This is a genomic window from Cellvibrio sp. OA-2007 (assembly GCF_000953825.1).
Lineage (GTDB): Bacteria > Pseudomonadota > Gammaproteobacteria > Pseudomonadales > Cellvibrionaceae > Cellvibrio.
Genome location: NZ_BBUL01000097.1, coordinates 245,362 through 263,630 on the forward strand (window position 1 = coordinate 245,362; position 18,269 = coordinate 263,630).

General features: G+C 48.5%; 14 protein-coding genes and 1 tRNA gene. All 15 read right to left on the minus strand.

Features of this window, described 5'->3' with window-relative positions; genetic code table 11:
* Positions 1–84: 84 nt before the first annotated feature.
* The 15 genes from htpG to leuB all read right to left on the minus strand — a co-directional run bounded on the left by htpG (position 85) and on the right by leuB (position 18,239).
* Positions 85–1,989, minus strand: a complete 1,905-nt coding sequence (gene htpG, locus AWU77_RS19505; protein WP_062067567.1) for a molecular chaperone HtpG — start codon at positions 1,987–1,989, stop codon at positions 85–87.
* Between the two features lie 170 nt (positions 1,990–2,159).
* Positions 2,160–2,236: transfer RNA gene (locus AWU77_RS19510), tRNA-Val, on the minus strand.
* A gap of 102 nt (positions 2,237–2,338) precedes the next feature.
* On the minus strand, positions 2,339–3,547 hold the full coding sequence (locus AWU77_RS19515) for an O-succinylhomoserine sulfhydrylase (protein ID WP_062067570.1): 1,209 nt from the start codon (positions 3,545–3,547) through the stop codon (positions 2,339–2,341).
* 25 nt (positions 3,548–3,572) lie between these two features.
* Entirely contained in the window at positions 3,573–5,102 is a 1,530-nt protein-coding gene (gene purF / locus AWU77_RS19520) for an amidophosphoribosyltransferase (protein WP_062067573.1), read from the minus strand.
* Positions 5,103–5,130: 28 nt separating this feature from the next.
* The gene (locus tag AWU77_RS19525; protein ID WP_062067575.1) at positions 5,131–5,652 is read right to left on the minus strand and encodes a CvpA family protein; all 522 of its coding nucleotides are present in this window, start codon (positions 5,650–5,652) and stop codon (positions 5,131–5,133) included.
* 76 nt (positions 5,653–5,728) lie between these two features.
* Positions 5,729–6,340: an SPOR domain-containing protein gene (locus AWU77_RS19530; protein ID WP_062067577.1), complete on the minus strand. Its 612-nt coding sequence runs from the start codon at positions 6,338–6,340 to the stop codon at positions 5,729–5,731.
* 44 nt (positions 6,341–6,384) lie between these two features.
* Entirely contained in the window at positions 6,385–7,677 is a 1,293-nt protein-coding gene (gene folC, locus AWU77_RS19535; protein ID WP_062067581.1) for a bifunctional tetrahydrofolate synthase/dihydrofolate synthase, read from the minus strand.
* A gap of 25 nt (positions 7,678–7,702) precedes the next feature.
* The gene (gene accD, locus AWU77_RS19540) at positions 7,703–8,563 is read right to left on the minus strand and encodes an acetyl-CoA carboxylase, carboxyltransferase subunit beta (RefSeq protein WP_062067595.1); all 861 of its coding nucleotides are present in this window, start codon (positions 8,561–8,563) and stop codon (positions 7,703–7,705) included.
* Between the two features lie 77 nt (positions 8,564–8,640).
* Positions 8,641–9,450, minus strand: a complete 810-nt coding sequence (gene trpA / locus AWU77_RS19545; protein ID WP_062067598.1) for a tryptophan synthase subunit alpha — start codon at positions 9,448–9,450, stop codon at positions 8,641–8,643.
* 68 nt (positions 9,451–9,518) lie between these two features.
* The gene (trpB, locus tag AWU77_RS19550) at positions 9,519–10,745 is read right to left on the minus strand and encodes a tryptophan synthase subunit beta (protein WP_062067601.1); all 1,227 of its coding nucleotides are present in this window, start codon (positions 10,743–10,745) and stop codon (positions 9,519–9,521) included.
* Between the two features lie 38 nt (positions 10,746–10,783).
* A complete protein-coding gene (locus AWU77_RS19555; RefSeq protein WP_062067604.1) occupies positions 10,784–11,410 on the minus strand; it encodes a phosphoribosylanthranilate isomerase in 627 nt (208 codons plus the stop codon).
* 121 nt (positions 11,411–11,531) lie between these two features.
* Positions 11,532–12,425, minus strand: a complete 894-nt coding sequence (truA, locus tag AWU77_RS19560; RefSeq protein ID WP_084618561.1) for a tRNA pseudouridine(38-40) synthase TruA — start codon at positions 12,423–12,425, stop codon at positions 11,532–11,534.
* 86 nt (positions 12,426–12,511) lie between these two features.
* Complete coding sequence (locus tag AWU77_RS19565) at positions 12,512–15,658, minus strand: FimV/HubP family polar landmark protein (RefSeq protein ID WP_062067606.1); 3,147 nt, start codon at positions 15,656–15,658, stop codon at positions 12,512–12,514.
* Between the two features lie 366 nt (positions 15,659–16,024).
* A complete protein-coding gene (gene asd / locus AWU77_RS19570) occupies positions 16,025–17,131 on the minus strand; it encodes an aspartate-semialdehyde dehydrogenase (RefSeq protein WP_062067608.1) in 1,107 nt (368 codons plus the stop codon).
* A 31-nt stretch (positions 17,132–17,162) separates the two neighbouring features.
* On the minus strand, positions 17,163–18,239 hold the full coding sequence (leuB, locus tag AWU77_RS19575) for a 3-isopropylmalate dehydrogenase (protein WP_062067880.1): 1,077 nt from the start codon (positions 18,237–18,239) through the stop codon (positions 17,163–17,165).
* Positions 18,240–18,269 lie beyond the last annotated feature (30 nt).

The following is an 18,269-nucleotide window of genomic DNA, read 5'->3' on the forward strand; positions in this document are numbered from 1 at the left end:
CTGCCTGAATATAGATGGGGTCGCCTAGACGGGGTCGCCCAGACAAGGTCATCTTTAATAGCAGCCGTAAAAATCAGCGGCTAATTAATTGCTAAGTTCCAGCAATAATTTATTCAAGCGTTGCACATACGATGCGGGGTCTTGCAACTGGGCGCCTTCAGCAAGATTTGCTTGATCAAACAGAATATGCGCCAAATCACCAAAGCGCTCCTCATTACTTTCCTGTTCCAACTTTTTCACCAGCGGGTGCTCTGGGTTCAATTCAAAAATCGGTTTGGAGTCAGGTACTTTTTGCCCTGCCGCTTCCAGAATGCGGCGCATTTGTGCACCCATATCGTGATCACCCACCACTACGCACGCAGGAGAATCCGTTAGACGGTGGGTAATACGCACTTCGGACACTTGATTTTCCAATGCCGCTTTTGCACGATCCAGTAATGGTTTCAATGCTTCAGCGACTTTTTCTTGTGCTTGTTTTTCTTCTTCGCTGTCGAGCTTACCTAAATCCAGCTCACCCTTGCCTACATCTTGCAAAGATTTGCCATCAAACTCAGCCAAGTGGCTCATGAGCCACTCATCAACACGGTCGCTTAACAACAATACTTCAATGCCTTTTTTACGGAACACTTCGAGGTGCGGGCTGCTTTTTGCGGTATTAAAATTTTCAGCGGCGATGTAGTAAATCTTCTCCTGACCCTCTTTCATCCGCGCCACGTAGTCTTCGAGCGAATGATTTTGCTCGGCGGTATCGGTATGGGTAGAAGCAAAGCGTAACAACTTGGCAATCTTTTCACGATTGGCAAAATCTTCCGCAGGGCCCTCTTTCATTACTTGGCCAAATTCTTTCCAGAAGGTGGCGTATTTTTCCGGCTCGCTTTTCGCAAGTTTTGCCAGCATATCCAATACACGCTTAGTCAGTGCGGAACGCATAGCGTCGATGTTGGGATCTTTTTGCAGAATTTCACGCGAGACGTTCAAACTCAAATCGTTTGAATCCACTACACCTTTTATAAAACGCAAATACAACGGCAGGAATTGCTCGGCGTCATCCATAATAAACGTACGTTGCACATACAACTTCAAACCGCGCGATGCATCTCGGTTGTACAAATCATAAGGTGCACGCGCGGGAATAAACAACATGCTGGTGTAATCCAAATTACCTTCCACACGATTGTGGCTCCAACTAAGTGGATCAGTAAAATCGTGGCTTACATGCTTGTAAAACTCTTTGTATTCCTCATCGGTTACGTCGGAGCGCGAACGTGTCCAAAGCGCTGTTGCCGTGTTGATAACTTCATCTTCCAGCTCTTCGCTCACCGCATCATCACCCGCAGGCTTTTGCTTTTTCATCACAACAGGAATTGCGATGTGATCGGAATATTTCTTGATGATTGAGCGCAAGCGCCAGTGATCAGCAAACTCCAATGCATCATCTTTCAAATGCAATTCAATGGTCATACCGCGATCAGCTTTTTCGATTGACTCCACAGTAAATTCTGCGTCGCCAGTACACTCCCAGCGCACCGCTTCATTTGCTGGTGCCCCCGCACGACGAGTAGTGACCACAACCTTATCAGCAACGATAAAAGCTGAATAAAAACCAACACCAAACTGACCAATCAATTGCGCATCTTTCTTCTGATCGCCAGACAGTTTTTGCATAAATTGTGCGGTGCCGGATTTGGCGATAGTACCGAGGTTTTCAATCACCTCATCGCGCGACATGCCGATACCGTTGTCACTAATCGTAAGAGTTTTTGCTTCTTTATCGAAATCGATACGAATCTTTAATTCGGTATCGCCTTCATATAAGTCGCCATTTGATACGGCCTCAAAACGCAATTTATCAGCGGCATCCGACGCATTAGATACCAACTCACGCAGGAAGATTTCCTTGTTTGAATACAGCGAGTGAATCATCAAATGCAGCAATTGTTTGGCTTCAGTTTGGAAACCACGGGTTTCTTTGCGGGCATCAACGGTCATTTTCTAACTCCTGGGTACATGCACGAAGGTGTGAATAATTAACATCCGCCAGAGATGGCGAGCATGAACACAAGATGGGGTAGTCATACTGAAATTCAAGGGGGAGAGCGATACGCAGCAAATCCTAGACAATAAAAAAGCCGCTAAAAAGCGGCTTTTTTAAAGATTTTTGGTAGGACTAAGCAGACTCGAACTGCTGACCCCCACCATGTCAAGGTGGTGCTCTAACCAACTGAGCTATAGTCCTAAATTGTTAAGCCTTTTGGCTAACTGGGCGCGCACTTTACCAAGGTGAATTCGCAAGGACAAGACCCAACAACACTTTTTTGCGCCCTAGCCTTGCAAACTCTTAGTAAATGCCTAAACCGCGCGCAAGATCGGCTTTTAAATCGCCAATATCTTCCAAGCCAACCGCAACACGAATCAGGTTTTCGGTAATGCCTGCATCCGCCTTTTGTTCTGGCGACAAACGACCATGGGTTGTGGTTGCTGGATGCACGATGGTGGTTTTGGTATCACCCAAATTAGCGGTCAACGACATAATGCGGGTTGCATCGATCACTTTCCACGCCTCATCTCTGCCGCCTTTTACTCGGAAAGATAAAACACCACCAAAAGCAGATTGTTGTTTCACAGCCAGCTCGTGGCCAACATGGCTTGGCAAACCGGCATAAAACACTTTTTCTACTTTAGGGTGACCATTCAACCACTGCGCCAATGCCAATGCATTGCGCGAATGCGCCTCCATCCGTAAACGCAAAGTCTCCAAACCTTTTAAGAATATCCACGCATTAAAAGGGCTAAGGCTTGGGCCAGCGCTGCGAATAAAACCGAGCACTTCATCGACATATTTTTTTGCACCGGCAACCACACCACCGAGGCAGCGGCCTTGGCCGTCTATGTACTTGGTAGCAGAATGGATAATTAAATCTGCGCCCAGCTCTAGTGGTTTTTGCAGCGCAGGCGTACAGAAACAATTATCGACAGCCAATAACGCGCCGCGTGCATGGGTTAAATCTGCAAGGCGCTGGATATCAATCACATCGCATAAAGGATTCGACGGCGTCTCAACAAAAACCAGTTTGGTATTAGCCGTAAAACCTGCTTCCCACTCGGTGTAATTGGTCGGATTAACAAAAGTGGTAGTCACACCAAACTTTTGCAAGTATTTAGTGAACAACACAGTTGTTGTACCAAATACGCTGCGCGAACAAAGAATGTGATCCCCCGATTGCAGTAAGGCAATGCAGGTAGACAAAATGGCCGCCATGCCCGATGAAGTGCCGACGGCAGATTCAGCACCTTCGAGCGCCGCAATACGCTCTTCGAACATGCGCACAGTAGGATTGGTATAACGCGAGTAAACATTGCCGGGTTGATTGCCCGCAAACCGGTCGGCCGCTTCTTGCGCACTGGCAAAGACATAGCTTGAAGTGAGAAACAGCGCTTCACTGTGCTCACCTTCATGGGAACGCGACTGCCCTGCGCGAATGGCCAGCGTATCCAGAGCAGCGCCGAACAGTGGATCTTCAGCTAAATGTTCGTCGTAATTTTCCATAGAAATTCACTCAATAACTTATGCGTTAAACGCTCGCGGCTCCGTTGTGCAAACCTATCGGCAACTCCATTTGTTTAACCGATTTTTTACCTGATTTTGCACTGTCATTACGCGCTGCCGCGACTTTTTCTAAATATTCTGCTGTTACATCACCGGCACAATATTCTCCGTTAAATACCGCGCAATCAAATTCTGTTACGTTGCTATTTCCTTCTGCAGAGGCGGCAATTAAATCTTCCAGATCTTGATAGATCAGCCAATCAGCGCCTATATCACTACACACTTCATCGTCGGTGCGGCCATGTGCAATTAATTCATCGGTTGTCGGCATATCGATACCGTACACATTGGGGTATTTCACCGCGGGCGCCGCTGAGGCGAAATATACTTTCTTGGCACCAACATCGCGCACCATTTGAATAATTTGCTGGCAAGTAGTACCGCGCACGATGGAGTCATCGACCAGTAGCACCACCTTATCTCTAAACTCCAACTCAATCGGATTCAATTTTTGGCGAACAGATTTTTTGCGTTGCTGCTGACCGGGCATAATAAATGTGCGCCCGATGTAGCGATTTTTTACCAAACCTTCACGGAATTTTACGCCCAGCTTTTGCGCAAGCGCCTGGCCTGCCACGCGGCTGGTATCCGGAATTGGAATAACAACGTCAATATCGTGATCAGGGCGTTCGCGCAGAATTTTTTCTGCCAACTTTTCACCCTGACGCAAGCGTGCTTTGTAAACCGAAATGCCGTCCATAATAGAATCGGGGCGCGCGAAATAGACATGCTCAAAAATACAGGGGGTTAAGCGTGGCGATTTAGCGCATTGGCGACGATGCAGTTCGCCATCTTCGGTAATATAAATTGCTTCACCGGGTGCGACATCGGCAATCAACTCAAAGCCTAATACGTCGAGCGCAACGCTTTCAGACGCCACCATATATTCGACACCGCCCTCTTCCGAGGGACGCTTGCCATATACTAATGGACGAATGCCGTTTGGATCGCGAAATGCAACCAAACCATAATTGGCGATAAGCGCCACTACAGCATAACCGCCGGTTACACGGTTGTGTACACCAGCAACTGCAGCAAACATATCATCGGCAGTCGGGCTCAGCTTTCCCTGCATCTGCAATTCATGGGCAAATACGTTGAGTAATACTTCTGAGTCCGAATCTGTATTTACGTGGCGCAAATCAGTTTTGAAAATATCTTCGCTCAGTTTATCGGCATTGGTTAGATTGCCGTTGTGCGCCAGCGCGATACCATAGGGTGAGTTGACATAAAACGGTTGTGCCAACGCTGGACCGGAACTACCTGCGGTTGGGTAACGCACATGGCCAATCCCCATGGTACCCAGCAATCGCTGCATATGACGAGTTCTAAATACGTCTTGCACCAGACCATTTGCCTTTTGTTGGCTCATGCGGCCATCCTGACAAGTCACCATACCAGCGGCGTCCTGCCCACGGTGCTGCAAGATGGTCAACGCATCGTAAAGCTGCACATTCACATCGCGTTTACTCACAATACCTACAATACCGCACATAAGATTGCCTCAATAACAGTTATCAACTTTAAACTTTTTGACCGCTTTCAACACTGCCAAACAGTGCTGTTAGCCATTGGGCGACTTGTTCATAAGCCGCCCTGACCCACTCTTCACACGCGAGAAAGTGGGGGATGAATTGCGCCTGTGACCACCACTGATCTTCATTCACCGGAATGAAACCGGGTAACAGGATCAGTAGCGCCATCACAATTATAAAGGCGCGCGCTGCACCAAACACCATTCCAAGAAGACGATCAGTACCGGATAAGCCGGTGGCACGCACCAATGCGCCAATGAGATAACTCAACATCGCACCTAGCAGTAGCGTAACGATAAATAACACCGCATAGGCGGTCATGAGCCGAACAGAAGGTGTTTCAATTTGGTCGATCAGCAGAATTTCAAGCTGGCCACCGAAGACTCTGGCTACCAGCACTGCAGCAACCCAGATTATTAGCGAAAGGGCTTCGCGCACAAAACCACGAATCAAACCGATCAAACAGGACAGGGAAAAAATCCCGATTATGGCCCAATCAGCCCAATTCATTCGCGCGCCCACTCCAATATCATTGATGGGAGGTTTACAGAGGCGCGCATTCTAACAGAGGTGCAGGATTATGGCTTTAGGGTTTAAAGGGTAAAACGAGGGAATTCACTTTCAACTGTTTGTCTAATTGCGACTTAATCGCAAGCGCTTGGGCTTTATCTTGCTTGGGTCCGATAAATACGCGGTAAATAGTCGCATTAGCGGTCGCAACTGAACGCACATAGGCTTTATGCCCCTCAGCCTGTAGTTGATCACGCAACTTATTCGCTGAAGCTTGCACACTGAGACTTGCCACCTGAATCACCCATGTGTCAGGCAAACCTTGTTCATTCAACGGCATATCCGGCACCGATGTTTCCGCTTTTGCCGCTGCAGATGAAACTGACTGCCCGGACGACGAGACAACCGCAGCAGTTACTGCTGGCTCAGCAGGAGGAATTTGCGCAACCGCAACGGCTTCAGCTTCATCCGGGACAAACATTGTTTCCGGTGCTGGTGCTGGCTCAATGCCATCTGGCCGAGTGGGCTCATTAAAATCCACCGCAGTGATGCTCGGACGCCCCGGGATGTGGGAGCTAGTATCCACTTGATACTGTTGGCGATCCTTAAAAAAACTGGGCAGAAACAATACAGCAATAGCCGCAAGCACTGCAGCGCCAATCAATCGATGTTTTACGGATTCTCTCACCTAAAACCTCTACGCCAAAACCATGGGATAACAATGCAGTCTAACTAGTATTGCTCCGCGCAGCCTGCGAGCGCTTGCAAACCGGCCGCAACCGTATAAAAAGATCCAAAAATAAGAATGCGATCGCCTGGTGCCGAGTTGTTGAAGGCCGCTTGCAAGCAATCGGCCACACCACCTGAAAATGCTACCGTCACACCCAAATCGACCAAATTCTGGCGCAATTGTTCAACACTGGCTGCGCGCGGGATAGGTGACAAATCAGCCACATACCAGGAACTGACCAATCCTTTGAGATTGCCCAAGCTTTGAGCGCGATCCTTATCTGCCATCATCGCCACTATGCCATGTATTGTTGAGCCGGGTGCCGACACTTGCTCCAAACGCTCAGCCAAATAAGCAGTCGCTGCTGGATTGTGAGCCACATCGAGAATGACTTGTCGCTCGCGCCACTGCAAGGTTTGAAAGCGCCCTGGAACGCGCAATGCAGCTATACGTGTAAATGCATCCAGAGTCAGCAAATCCAAACCAAGAATAGACATTACTTGCAATGCAGCGGCAAGGCTGGGCAACGGTAGCTGAGGAAGAGGCTGAGAGGAAAACTGAAGGTGGTTGTTCCACCAATTCCAAGTGGCGTTATCCGTGACAGAATAACCAAAGTCGCGCGAAATCAAGTGTAGTGAAGCAGAGAGATTGCTCGCGTGATCTAACAGCGATTGAGGCGGAGAAAGATCAGCGCACACCACCGGTCTTTCTGTGCGCATAATGCCTGCTTTTTCATAGCCAATGGCTTCGCGGTTATCGCCTAACCAGTCCGTATGATCAAGCGCAATACTGGTGATTACCGCCACATCGGCATCAATAATATTGATTGCATCCAAACGTCCACCCAACCCCACCTCAAGCACCATTGCAGTCACTTGTTTGCGGCGGAAAATTTCCAGCGCAGCTAAAGTACCGTACTCAAAATAAGTGAGGGAAATAGGCGCGGGATAATCCGCAGAGGTTTGTTGACACGCATTGAATATAGCTTCAAACGCGGAGCAGATTTCATCATCTGCAACTGCATTGCCATTAACGACAATGCGTTCGTTATAGTGTACTAAGTGTGGAGAGGTGTAGACACCAACCGAATAGCCCGCAGCATTTAACAGCGCTGCAGTAGCAGTAACGCAAGAGCCTTTTCCATTGGTACCAGCAACAGTAATAATTTTTGCCGCTGGTTTTAATAAATCCATTCGCTGCGCAACACGGGTAATCCGCTCAAGACCGAGATCAATCTCGGTTGGATGATTTTTTTCCAACCAGTCCAACCAAGCAGGTAGCGAATTAAATTGCATAGCAGCGACTAATTAAAAGAATCAATTACACAGCTGCTTTGCGGGTAAATTTTGCCAATAGCGAGGCCAACTTATCGCGCATATCACGGCGATGGATGATCATATCGATCGCACCGTGTTCCAGCAAAAACTCTGCACGCTGAAAACCTTTGGGTAATTTTTGACGGATAGTTTGTTCAATAATGCTGGGGCCAGCAAAACCAGCGCGGGAGCCAGGTTCACAGATATTCAAATCACCTAACAGTGCGAGACTAGCAGAAACACCACCATACACTGGGTCGGTCATTACTGAAATATAGGGGGTCCCCTGCATTTTCAAGCGCTCAATAACAGCACTGGTTTTAGCCATTTGCATTAATGAAATCAATGCTTCCTGCATACGTGCACCGCCAGTAGCAGAGAAACAAACAAAAGGAATATTTTCTTTTAGTGCGATAGTTGCCGCACGAGTAAAACGTTCACCCACCACATAACCCATAGAGCCGCCGTGGAATGCAAATTCAAAAGCGACAGCAACAATCGGCATACCTTTTAACTCGCCACGCATAGCTACCAACGCATCTTTTTCGCCGGTTTCTTTTTGCGCCGCAGTTAAACGGTCTTTGTATTTTTTCACATCTTTAAATTTCAGGCGATCAATTGGCTCAACTTCGGTGGCCAATTCCTGACGATTCTGCGGATCCAAAAACATTCCCAAACGTGCACGCGCGCCAACACGCATGTGATGATCGCACTTGGGGCAAACATCGAGCGTTTTTTCCATTTCCGGCTTATACAGCACCGCATCACACTTAACACACTTTTCCCACAGACCTTCAGGCACCTTATTGCTGCGCTTGGTATCAGTGCGGGAAATACTTGGAATAATTTTATCTAACCAACTCATGGTCGCTTCTCTGTACTCGATGTCAATTTAGTTGATTGGCTTTACCCGGCGCGCGAGTTACCAACGTTTTTTTGCTATCAAATAGAATCTATTGCTACGCGAATGCTGCCGACAATATCACCTACTGCTGCAGCAATGTCAGTGGCGCTCTTATCAGCCATGCTGCCCATTTTTTCAACCAGAACACTGCCAACCACGACTCCGTCGGCCAATACAGCAACCGCTTTAGCGGTTTCAGGGTCTTTAATACCAAAGCCTACACAAACGGGCAAATCTGTTAACTGACCAAATCCGGCTAACTTTTCTTTAACTGCATTTACATCTAAATGGCCTGCACCCGTTACACCCTTCAGTGAAACGTAGTAAAGAAAACCACTGGCATAGGCTGCGATCTTTTGTGCGCGCTCGAGCGTGGTAGTGGGTGCAAGCAAGAAGATATTATCTAACCCATTAGCATCAAGCTCACCCTTGAGCACCACAACTTCTTCCGGCGGCAAATCTACCGTGAGCAATCCGTCAACACCGGCATCAGCCGCTGCTTTCGCAAATTCAGCATAGCCAAAACGTTCAACAGGGTTAGCGTAACCCATCAATACCACAGGTGTAGTGTTGTTGGTGGTGCGAAACTGCTTAACCAGTTCAAGCGTGCCACGCAAACTGATGTGATGCTCAAGTGCACGCTCGTGACCTTTTTGAATCACTGGACCTTCGGCCATAGGGTCGGAGAAAGGCACGCCTAGTTCAATTACATCCACCCCCTGCTCCACCATGGCGTGCAAGGTTGGCAAGGTTGCTTGTGGATAAGGGTCACCATTAACTACATAGGCAACTAAGATTTTTTTGCCCGCCGTTTTGGCCTGACTCAAGTGCTGGGAAATACGACTCATCGACAATTCCTGATTTTTTATTCACCGCCTATTGGGCGATATTTCAAATTAGCTGTTGACCCACAAGATTAAACAGTGATGCCGTCTAAGCCTGCGACAGTCAAAATGTCTTTATCGCCACGACCAGAAAGGTTGGCAATGATGATTTGATCTTTGCTCATAGTCGGCGCTAATTTTTCCACATATGCCAGCGCATGACTGGATTCCAATGCCGGCATAATGCCTTCCGTCTTGGTGACTTTGCGGAACGCGGCCAAAGCTTCGTCATCGTTAATGGCAACGTAATTAACACGACCTATATCTTTTAACCAAGAATGCTCAGGACCTACACCGGGATAATCCAAACCAGCTGAAACCGAGTGAGTCTCGATAATCTGACCGTTCTCATCTTCCATCAAATAAGTGCGATTGCCGTGCAATACACCGGGGATACCTTTATTCAAAGGCGCAGCATGTTTACCGGTTTCGATCCCCAAACCACCTGCTTCAACACCGTACATTTTGACTGATTCATCAGTAAGGAATGGATGAAACAGACCGATTGCATTTGATCCACCACCGACACAAGCGACCAACGCATCGGGCAAACGACCGGCCTGCTCCAGACACTGACGGCGTGCTTCACGGCCGATAATCGATTGAAAATCACGCACTAGTTGTGGGTAGGGATGAGGCCCAGCAACGGTACCAATAATGTAGAAGGTATCATCAACGTTAGTAGCCCAATCACGCATAGCTTCATTCATCGCATCTTTCAACGTGCGCGAACCTGAAGTCACCGGAAATACTTCTGCTCCCAGTAATTTCATCCGATATACGTTGAGCGCTTGACGCTTAACATCTTCAGCACCCATGTAAACGCGGCACTTTAAGCCTAAACGAGCAGCAACAGTCGCCGTAGCAACGCCGTGCTGACCAGCGCCCGTCTCAGCAATAACACGAGATTTGCCGGTAAATTTTGCCAGTAAGGCTTGACCAATAGTGTTGTTAACCTTGTGCGCACCGGTGTGATTAAGGTCTTCGCGCTTTAAGTAAATCTGTGCGCCACCCAATTCACGAGTCCAACGCTCGGCAAGGTAAAGTGGCGAAGGACGGCCAACATAGTGCGCCATATCCTTGTCGAATTCTGCTTGAAAGCCAGGATCATCTTTCAATTTGAAATAAATAGACTCAAGTTCATCGAGCGCGTAAATCAGTGTCTCGGAAACAAAGCGACCGCCGTAAGGGCCAAAGTGACCTTCCGCATTGGGGAAAGCACTGTAATCAATAGCTGAAAACTGCTCAGTGTTACTCACCGTTTAATCACCTGTAAGAAGCCGACAATAAACTGCATTTAAGCTGCAGCATGTCGTGCATTATGGATAAAAGAGGTTATTTTGCCGTGATCTTTTTTACCGGGTGCCGATTCTACACCACCGCTCACATCAACCCCATAGACTTGGGTTGCCTGAATTGCGCTGGCAACATTAGCGGAGGTTAAGCCCCCAGCCAAGACCAAAGGTGTTGTCGAAAACTGAGGCACTCGCGCCCAATCGAAGGTTTCACCCGTGCCACCGGGTACACCAGCGCGATAAGCATCCAATAAAATACCTGATGCGCTGGGGTACTGCGCGATGGCAGCGGCCACATCCAATTCTGGCCGCATCCGAATGGCCTTCATGTAAGGGCGCGCAAAGGATTCGCAATAAGCCAGATCTTCATCGCCGTGAAACTGTAAAAGCTGCAGCGGCACTTGATTCAATACGGCAGTCACAAATTCTGGATCAGCATTGACGAACAAACCCGTCACCACTGTAAACGGCCCTGCAGCCAAAGCTATCGCACGCGCCTGTTCAATACCCACTGCCCGAGGACTGGCAGCGTAAAACACCAACCCCAAGGCCTCAGCGCCAGCTGCAACCACAGCGTTAGCATCCTCTAAGTTAGTAATACCGCAAATTTTGACACGCGCTCTGGACAAGCTCTGACTCTCCAATCGCTATTCGCGAACAACCAGAATGAAGGACTTGGCAAAAAATAAGGCGGGGATATTAACAGAATTAACAGCGAAAAGCCGCAAACTGCAAGGCTTCATTTTACGCTCAAGGTGCAAAGCCACCTAAAGGTTCAGTAAAAAACAATGGCCCCGGCAGGCAGGATGACAAACCAAAATGCTCAGGATAGTCAACACCAACGAGATAGAGACCAAAGGGTTTGGCAGTAACGCCGGCAGCACTGCGATTTCGCGCCGCTAAAACCTCCGCAACCCAGCTCGATCGCTTATCGCCTGCCCCCACAGCCATCAACACTCCGACAATATTGCGCACCATGTGATGCAGAAAAGCATTGGCCTGCACCTCCAAAATAATTAACTCCCCTCGCCGCGCCAGATGTATGTATTCAATCCGTCGCACTGGGCTTTTTGCCTGGCACTGAGTTGCGCGAAAAGAAGTGAAGTCATGCTGACCAATCAGATGTGCCGCGGCCTCGCACATCGCTTCAACATTCAGCGGACGCGACGACCATGTCACTTGGTCATGCAACAAACCTGAGGGGGTTTTCGCATCGCTTATTAAATAACGATAGGTACGATTGAGGGCACTAAAACGCGCATGAAACTGTGGCACCACCTCTCGCGCCCAACGCACCGTCACAGAATCTGGCAAGTGCGGCCGCACACCGCGCAACCAGGCTTTTTCAGGGCGAACAGCTAGAGTATCAAAATGGATTACCTGATTAGTGGCGTGCACACCCGCGTCCGTCCTGCCTGCACAAACCAGACTCACAGGCTCATTAGCGACAACAGATAAGGCCTTTTCCAAGGCCTGCTGCACGGTTTTTACCCCGTTTGGCTGCACCTGAAAACCGTGATAATCAGTTCCTTTATATTCAATCCCCAAAGCAATGCGATGCATCCCGTCCGGCCAAATAGTATCGGCTACCACCTCACCATTGCGGGCATAAGGCTTGGAACTGGGAACGTAGTTTTCACTCATTAGAAAGCAGCCATCACACTAAAACCAAATTGCACAAAATAAAAAAGCCTTGCACCGAAATGCAAGGCTTTTGCGATCCACAAAAATTACCCTATACGGCCAAGCAACTCATTTGCTTCTTTACGCTGCTCATCATTACCCTCACCCAAGACCTCAGAAAGGATATCTTTAGCGCCTTCACTATCACCCATGTCAATATAAGCACGCGCCAAATCAAGCTTAGTCGCGGCCTCATCGGCATCCGCCAGGAAGTCCAATTCAGCATCCATGTCGTCATCAGACAAGTCTGCAAGAGCAGTTTCATCGCTGGAAAACTCATTCAAGTCAATATCATCAGACTCACCAGAAAAATCCGACAAGGCTTGTGCAAACAAATCCTCGTCATGCTCTTCTTCAGTATCAACCAAGGCCGAGTCGCCAGGCATTGACACAGTAGAGTCCTGCACAGGCTCTGGTTGCGCAGGAATTTCATCCTGCAACTCCAGATCAACCATATCATCTTCAACAGCAAGCTCAGTGTCGGCAAGTTCTGCGGACTCAGATAGTTCGCCCAGATCCGCATCAAGCTCAGCAAGATCAATATCATCTTCAGCCAGATCAAAATCCGGCATTAAATCATCAGGATCAACCGCAGGCGCTTCAGCTACAGCCGTGAGCTCCTCCTCAATACCAAGATCAGCCAAGTCTTCGTCCAGCTCAAAATCCATTGACGCATCAGAATTATCCAAATCGTCGGTCAGACTCAGATTAGCGACGGACAAATCCCCGGGCGTTGAACCAGCACCTGAAAGATCAAGATCCTCAAGGTCAAAATCATCTTCTAAATCCAGATCAAGCTCAACGGCTGCTGATTCAAGTGCCGCCTCCGCCCCACTCTCAACCACTAAGTCTTCATCAAACTCAACATCCAGACTTTCCATTTCATGATCAAGTGCTGCCAAGTCGACATCTTCAACATTCATATCCAAGTTGAAATCATCTGGTAGCACATCAAGTGATTCCGGAGCCTCAGTAACAAGCTCAGCAGACTCTTCTAATGAAGACTCAGTCAACTCAAGATCATCATCCAAGTCAAAATTGAACTCGTCTTCAATGGATGATGCCTTAACTTCCAGATCCTCCGGCAGAGTATCGACATCCATATTATCGAGCGCTAATGACAACTCGGATAAGTCATCGACCTCGTCAGAACCCGCTAGATCATCACTTAAATCCAAATCGAACTCTGTTGCCACTTCGGTGGGCGCACCTGAGCCTGACGAGGCAAGGTTAGACTCGTCATCATCTAAATCCAGATCAAAATCAAAACTGGTTGATTCACTTGCAGCAACCGGAGCAACTGACAAATCCTCATCGAGCTCCAGATCATCGAGCGAAAACTGATCCAGATCTTCAGTCTGGGAATCGCCGGAAGCCGAAACCCCGGGATCAAACTCATTTGCACCTGAGATCCCGTCACGCAACTCTGACGCACGCGCCAGCAAAGCACTGCCCGCAACAGGCAATAATGCAGCATAGTGTTTATCGAAAGCAGGAGCATTTTGCTGCTGGGAATAAACTTCGAGCAATTTCATGCGAATATCAGCAGAGTCTGGATCTTTCTGCAGCGCATTGAGGAGCATTTCTTCAGCTTGATCTAATTTTCCATAAGCGATGTAAATATCAGCCTCACCAACTACATCGCCAGTTTCAGCAACCGCCGGAGCTTCACTGCCCTCATCAAATAACGACGCCTCATCAATTTCATTAACCTGATCAATTTCATCAGCGGCCTCTTCATACTCACCGGCTGAATCGTCCATAGCAAATACATCATCCTGCTCTTCCGCCGCTTGCTCCTCAGCTTGCTTGCGCCGACGATAAGCAAAGTAGCCAGCGCCCGCTAACCCCAGGACACCCAAACCAATCCAAGGGGCATTTTCGATTGCAGTATCAACAAAGGTTGGTTGTGGCTTAGGCGGCACAATTACCTTCTTCGGAGGGGCTGGTTGTGGTGGCACTACTGCAGCAACACTGGATGCAGCCGCCTCGGAGCTGGCAACAGCTGCCACCTCTGGGGTGGATTCTGTTATTGCGGGCTCTATAGCTGTTTGGCCCGAGGATTGTTCGGCAGAATTCTGGCCAGCAGCAACTTGTAGAGCGCGCAATTTCTCATTGCTCACCTCAACCAAACGCTCCATGGTTTGAATTTGCGCTTCAAGATCCTTTACCCGTGAGCTTAATTCTGTATTTTCAGCCTTCGACTTATCCAGCTCTTCCAATGTTACTGCGAGCTCAGACTCCAACGCCTTGCCCGCACCATCATTGGCACCACTACCCTGACCCGCACCGGTTGCACCAGAGGATGGAGCCGCCAATTTGACTCTGCCGCTAGCTTCAGCAGACTCAGTGCGCGCAGTACTGGTACGACGCGATGCGTTTAACTGAGCACCAGACTCAGAATCACCTGTTGCCTGTGCAAATTGGCTCACTGCATCAGATTTATTAAGCGACTTCATCTCGCTGGCATCGGGAATACGCAACACTTGCCCGCGGCGCAAGCGATTGATATTGCCATTGATAAACGCTTCGGGGTTGGCACGGTAGAGTGCCATCATACTTTGATGGACGGAGACACTAGAGTCAGGACGCGCGCGCAACGCTATTTCCCACAATGTATCGTTACTGCGGACCTCGTATTGATCGCCACTCAAGCTGGGCTGACGGGATACAGAAGCCTGACGTGTTTCAGCAGAGCCGGAGGCAGCCCTAGGTATGGAGGAGGTTGTACGCGGTTGCTGCCGGGGGGTACTGGTTACAGCTGCCTGTACGGCTTGCGTAGAACCTGATTCGTCGAAAGTAGGCAGATCCATCAACAAGGTGTATTCACGCAACAGGCGACCAGCAGTCCAACGCGCCTCAATTAAGAAATTCAAATAGGGTTCACGCACAGGGTTGCGCGAAGTAATGACCACCTTTGGTCCATCGGCAGCGGCAAGATCAACTTGGAATTGAAACTCAGTGTAGAAAAACAAGCGATCCACGCCATTGCGTTCAAAGTCAGCAGGAGACGCCAAAGCAACTAAAATCTGCTCTGCCGTAAGGTCGCGAGTATCAAGCAGCTTAACCTCAGCCTCCAACGGCTGATTCAGCGTTGACTTGAGTTTAACCTCACCTAACCCCAAGGCACTGGCGTAGGGCGACAGCACAATGGATGTAAGACCACAGGCTAAAACCAACTGACGAAGACGCATAGCGCTATCCTTTTATTATTCCACGGCTGAACCAAACACAATTAGCCAGACATATTAGTTGATTAACACAGTTTGAAGAGTAGATGAAAAACTGTGCCGGCGAGGTAAAAAACCTCGAATGAATCTTCAGTATCGTTCGTAAGTATTCATTATAAATAGGTTTTTATCAATACTTGGGGTCTTGACAAAGACCTAACAAAACGACTTTTTGGGTGATTTTTTGCCGTGTTTTTGTAAAAGTGTGAAAAACAACTGACATTTAAATCCTTATTCACCCCCAAATTGGTTATAAAAAGCAAAAACCCCAAGATTATATTCAATCTTGGGGTTTTGATTTTTACCTAACCGACAAACAAAAAGAACCGCTTATTTAGCTTCTTTGAGGATACGTAGCATACGGCGCAAAGGCTCAGCAGCACCCCACAACAGTTGGTCGCCGATCACAAAGGCAGAGACATACTCCGGCCCCATATTCAGCTTACGCACACGGCCAACACCAATATTCAAACCACCAGTGATAGACGCTGGAGTCAACTCTTGCTCAGTAATGCTGCGATCGTTTGGCACAAACTTCACCCAGTCATTACCTGACTTAATGATGGACTCGATCTCGCTGAGCGGCAGATCTTTCTTGAGTTTGATGGTCAAAGCCAAGCTATGGCAACGCATTGCACCAATACGCACGCAAAGACCATCAACAGGGATAGTCGTGTCAGTACCCAAAATTTTGTTCACTTCAGCCTGACCTTTCCACTCCTCTTTGGATTGACCATTGTCCAATTGCTTATCGATCCAGGGGATCAGACCACCAGCCAGAGGTGCCGGGAAGAACTCACGAGGCACATCATTGCGAATAGTGTTAGCTACTTTTCTATCGATATCCAAAATCGCCGATGAAGGGGTTGCCAACTCATCAGCGACCGCATCATGAATCACACCCATGCCTTTCAACAGTTCACGCATGTGATTTGCACCACCGCCCGAGGCTGCTTGATAGGTCATGGAGCTAACCCAATCCACCAAACCAGCATGAAACAGACCGCCCACACCCATCAACATGATGGAGTTAGTGCAGTTGCCGCCAATGAAGTTTTTAACACCCTTTTTCAGGGCAGAATCAATAACAGCACGGTTCACTGGATCGAGAACAATAACCGCATCATCTTCCATGCGCAGACTGGAAGCTGCATCAATCCAATAGCCATCCCAACCAGCAGCGCGCAGCTTTGGGAAAACCTCATTGGTATAGTCGCCACCCTGACAGGTAATGATTGCATCCAACTGCTTCAACTCTTCAACGGAATAAGCATCTTTCAATGGGGGCAAACCAGCCGCTACCGCTGGCGCAGCGCCACCTACGTTTGAGGTGGTAAAAAATACGGGCTCGATATCCGCAAAATCATTCTCTGATTGCATACGCTCCATCAATACGGAGCCCACCATACCGCGCCAACCTACAAAACCTACTTTCATCTCAGTCTCTCTTTATTTCACAAGCGAAAATTTAAGCCAATGCTGCCACAACAGCATCGCCCATTTGCGAGGTAGATACTTTGGTCTTACCTTCGGTATAAATATCAGCAGTGCGGAACCCCTGATCCAACACCTTGCCGACTGCCACTTCAATGGCATCCGCCACCTGCGGATAACCGAGCGAATAACGCAACATCATAGATACCGACAAAATCGTCGCCAGCGGATTGGCGATACCTTGACCGGCGATGTCAGGGGCAGAACCATGACAAGGCTCGTACATACCGCGACCATTTTTATCTAATGAGGCTGAAGGCAACATTCCGATCGAACCGGTTAACATAGCAGCTGCATCGGACAAAATATCACCAAACATGTTGCCCGTCACCAATACGTCGAACTGTTTTGGCGCACGCACCAACTGCATAGCAGCGTTATCGACATACATATGCGACAACTCTACATCAGGATACTCTTTATGCAGCGTATCCATCACTTCGCGCCACAGGATAGTCGCTTCCAGCACGTTTGCTTTGTCCACTGAACAGAGCTTTCCATTGCGCTTGCGCGCCATTTCAAAGGCTGTCCGGCCGATACGGATAATCTCGCTTTCGGAGTATTTATAGGTGTTGTAACCCTCGCGCTCGCCGTTTTCCAAGACACGAATACCGCGCGGCTCACCGAAGTAAATACCGCCAGCCAGTTCGCGCACGATCAGAATATCCAAACCGGAAACCACTTCAGGCTTCAGCGATGAAGCCTCAACCAATTGCGGATACAACAGCGCCGGGCGCAGGTTTGCATACAAGCCCAATTGCGAACGGATTTTTAGCAGGCCTCTTTCCGGGCGAATTGAGCGATCCAGCTTATCCCATTTAGGACCACCTACTGCGCCTAACAAAATAGCATCCGCTTGACGCGCGCGCTCCAGCGTTGAATCAGCCAAGGGAACGCCGTGCACATCAATCGCACAGCCGCCCATCAGTTCATTTTCAAAGGTCAAACCCAAGTCGAATTTAGCATTAACTACATCCAACACTTTACGAGCTTCGCGCACGATTTCTGGACCTATACCATCGCCTTCCAGAATTAAAATATGTTTGCCCACAAGCATTCTCCAATTAAAAAATTCTTATTT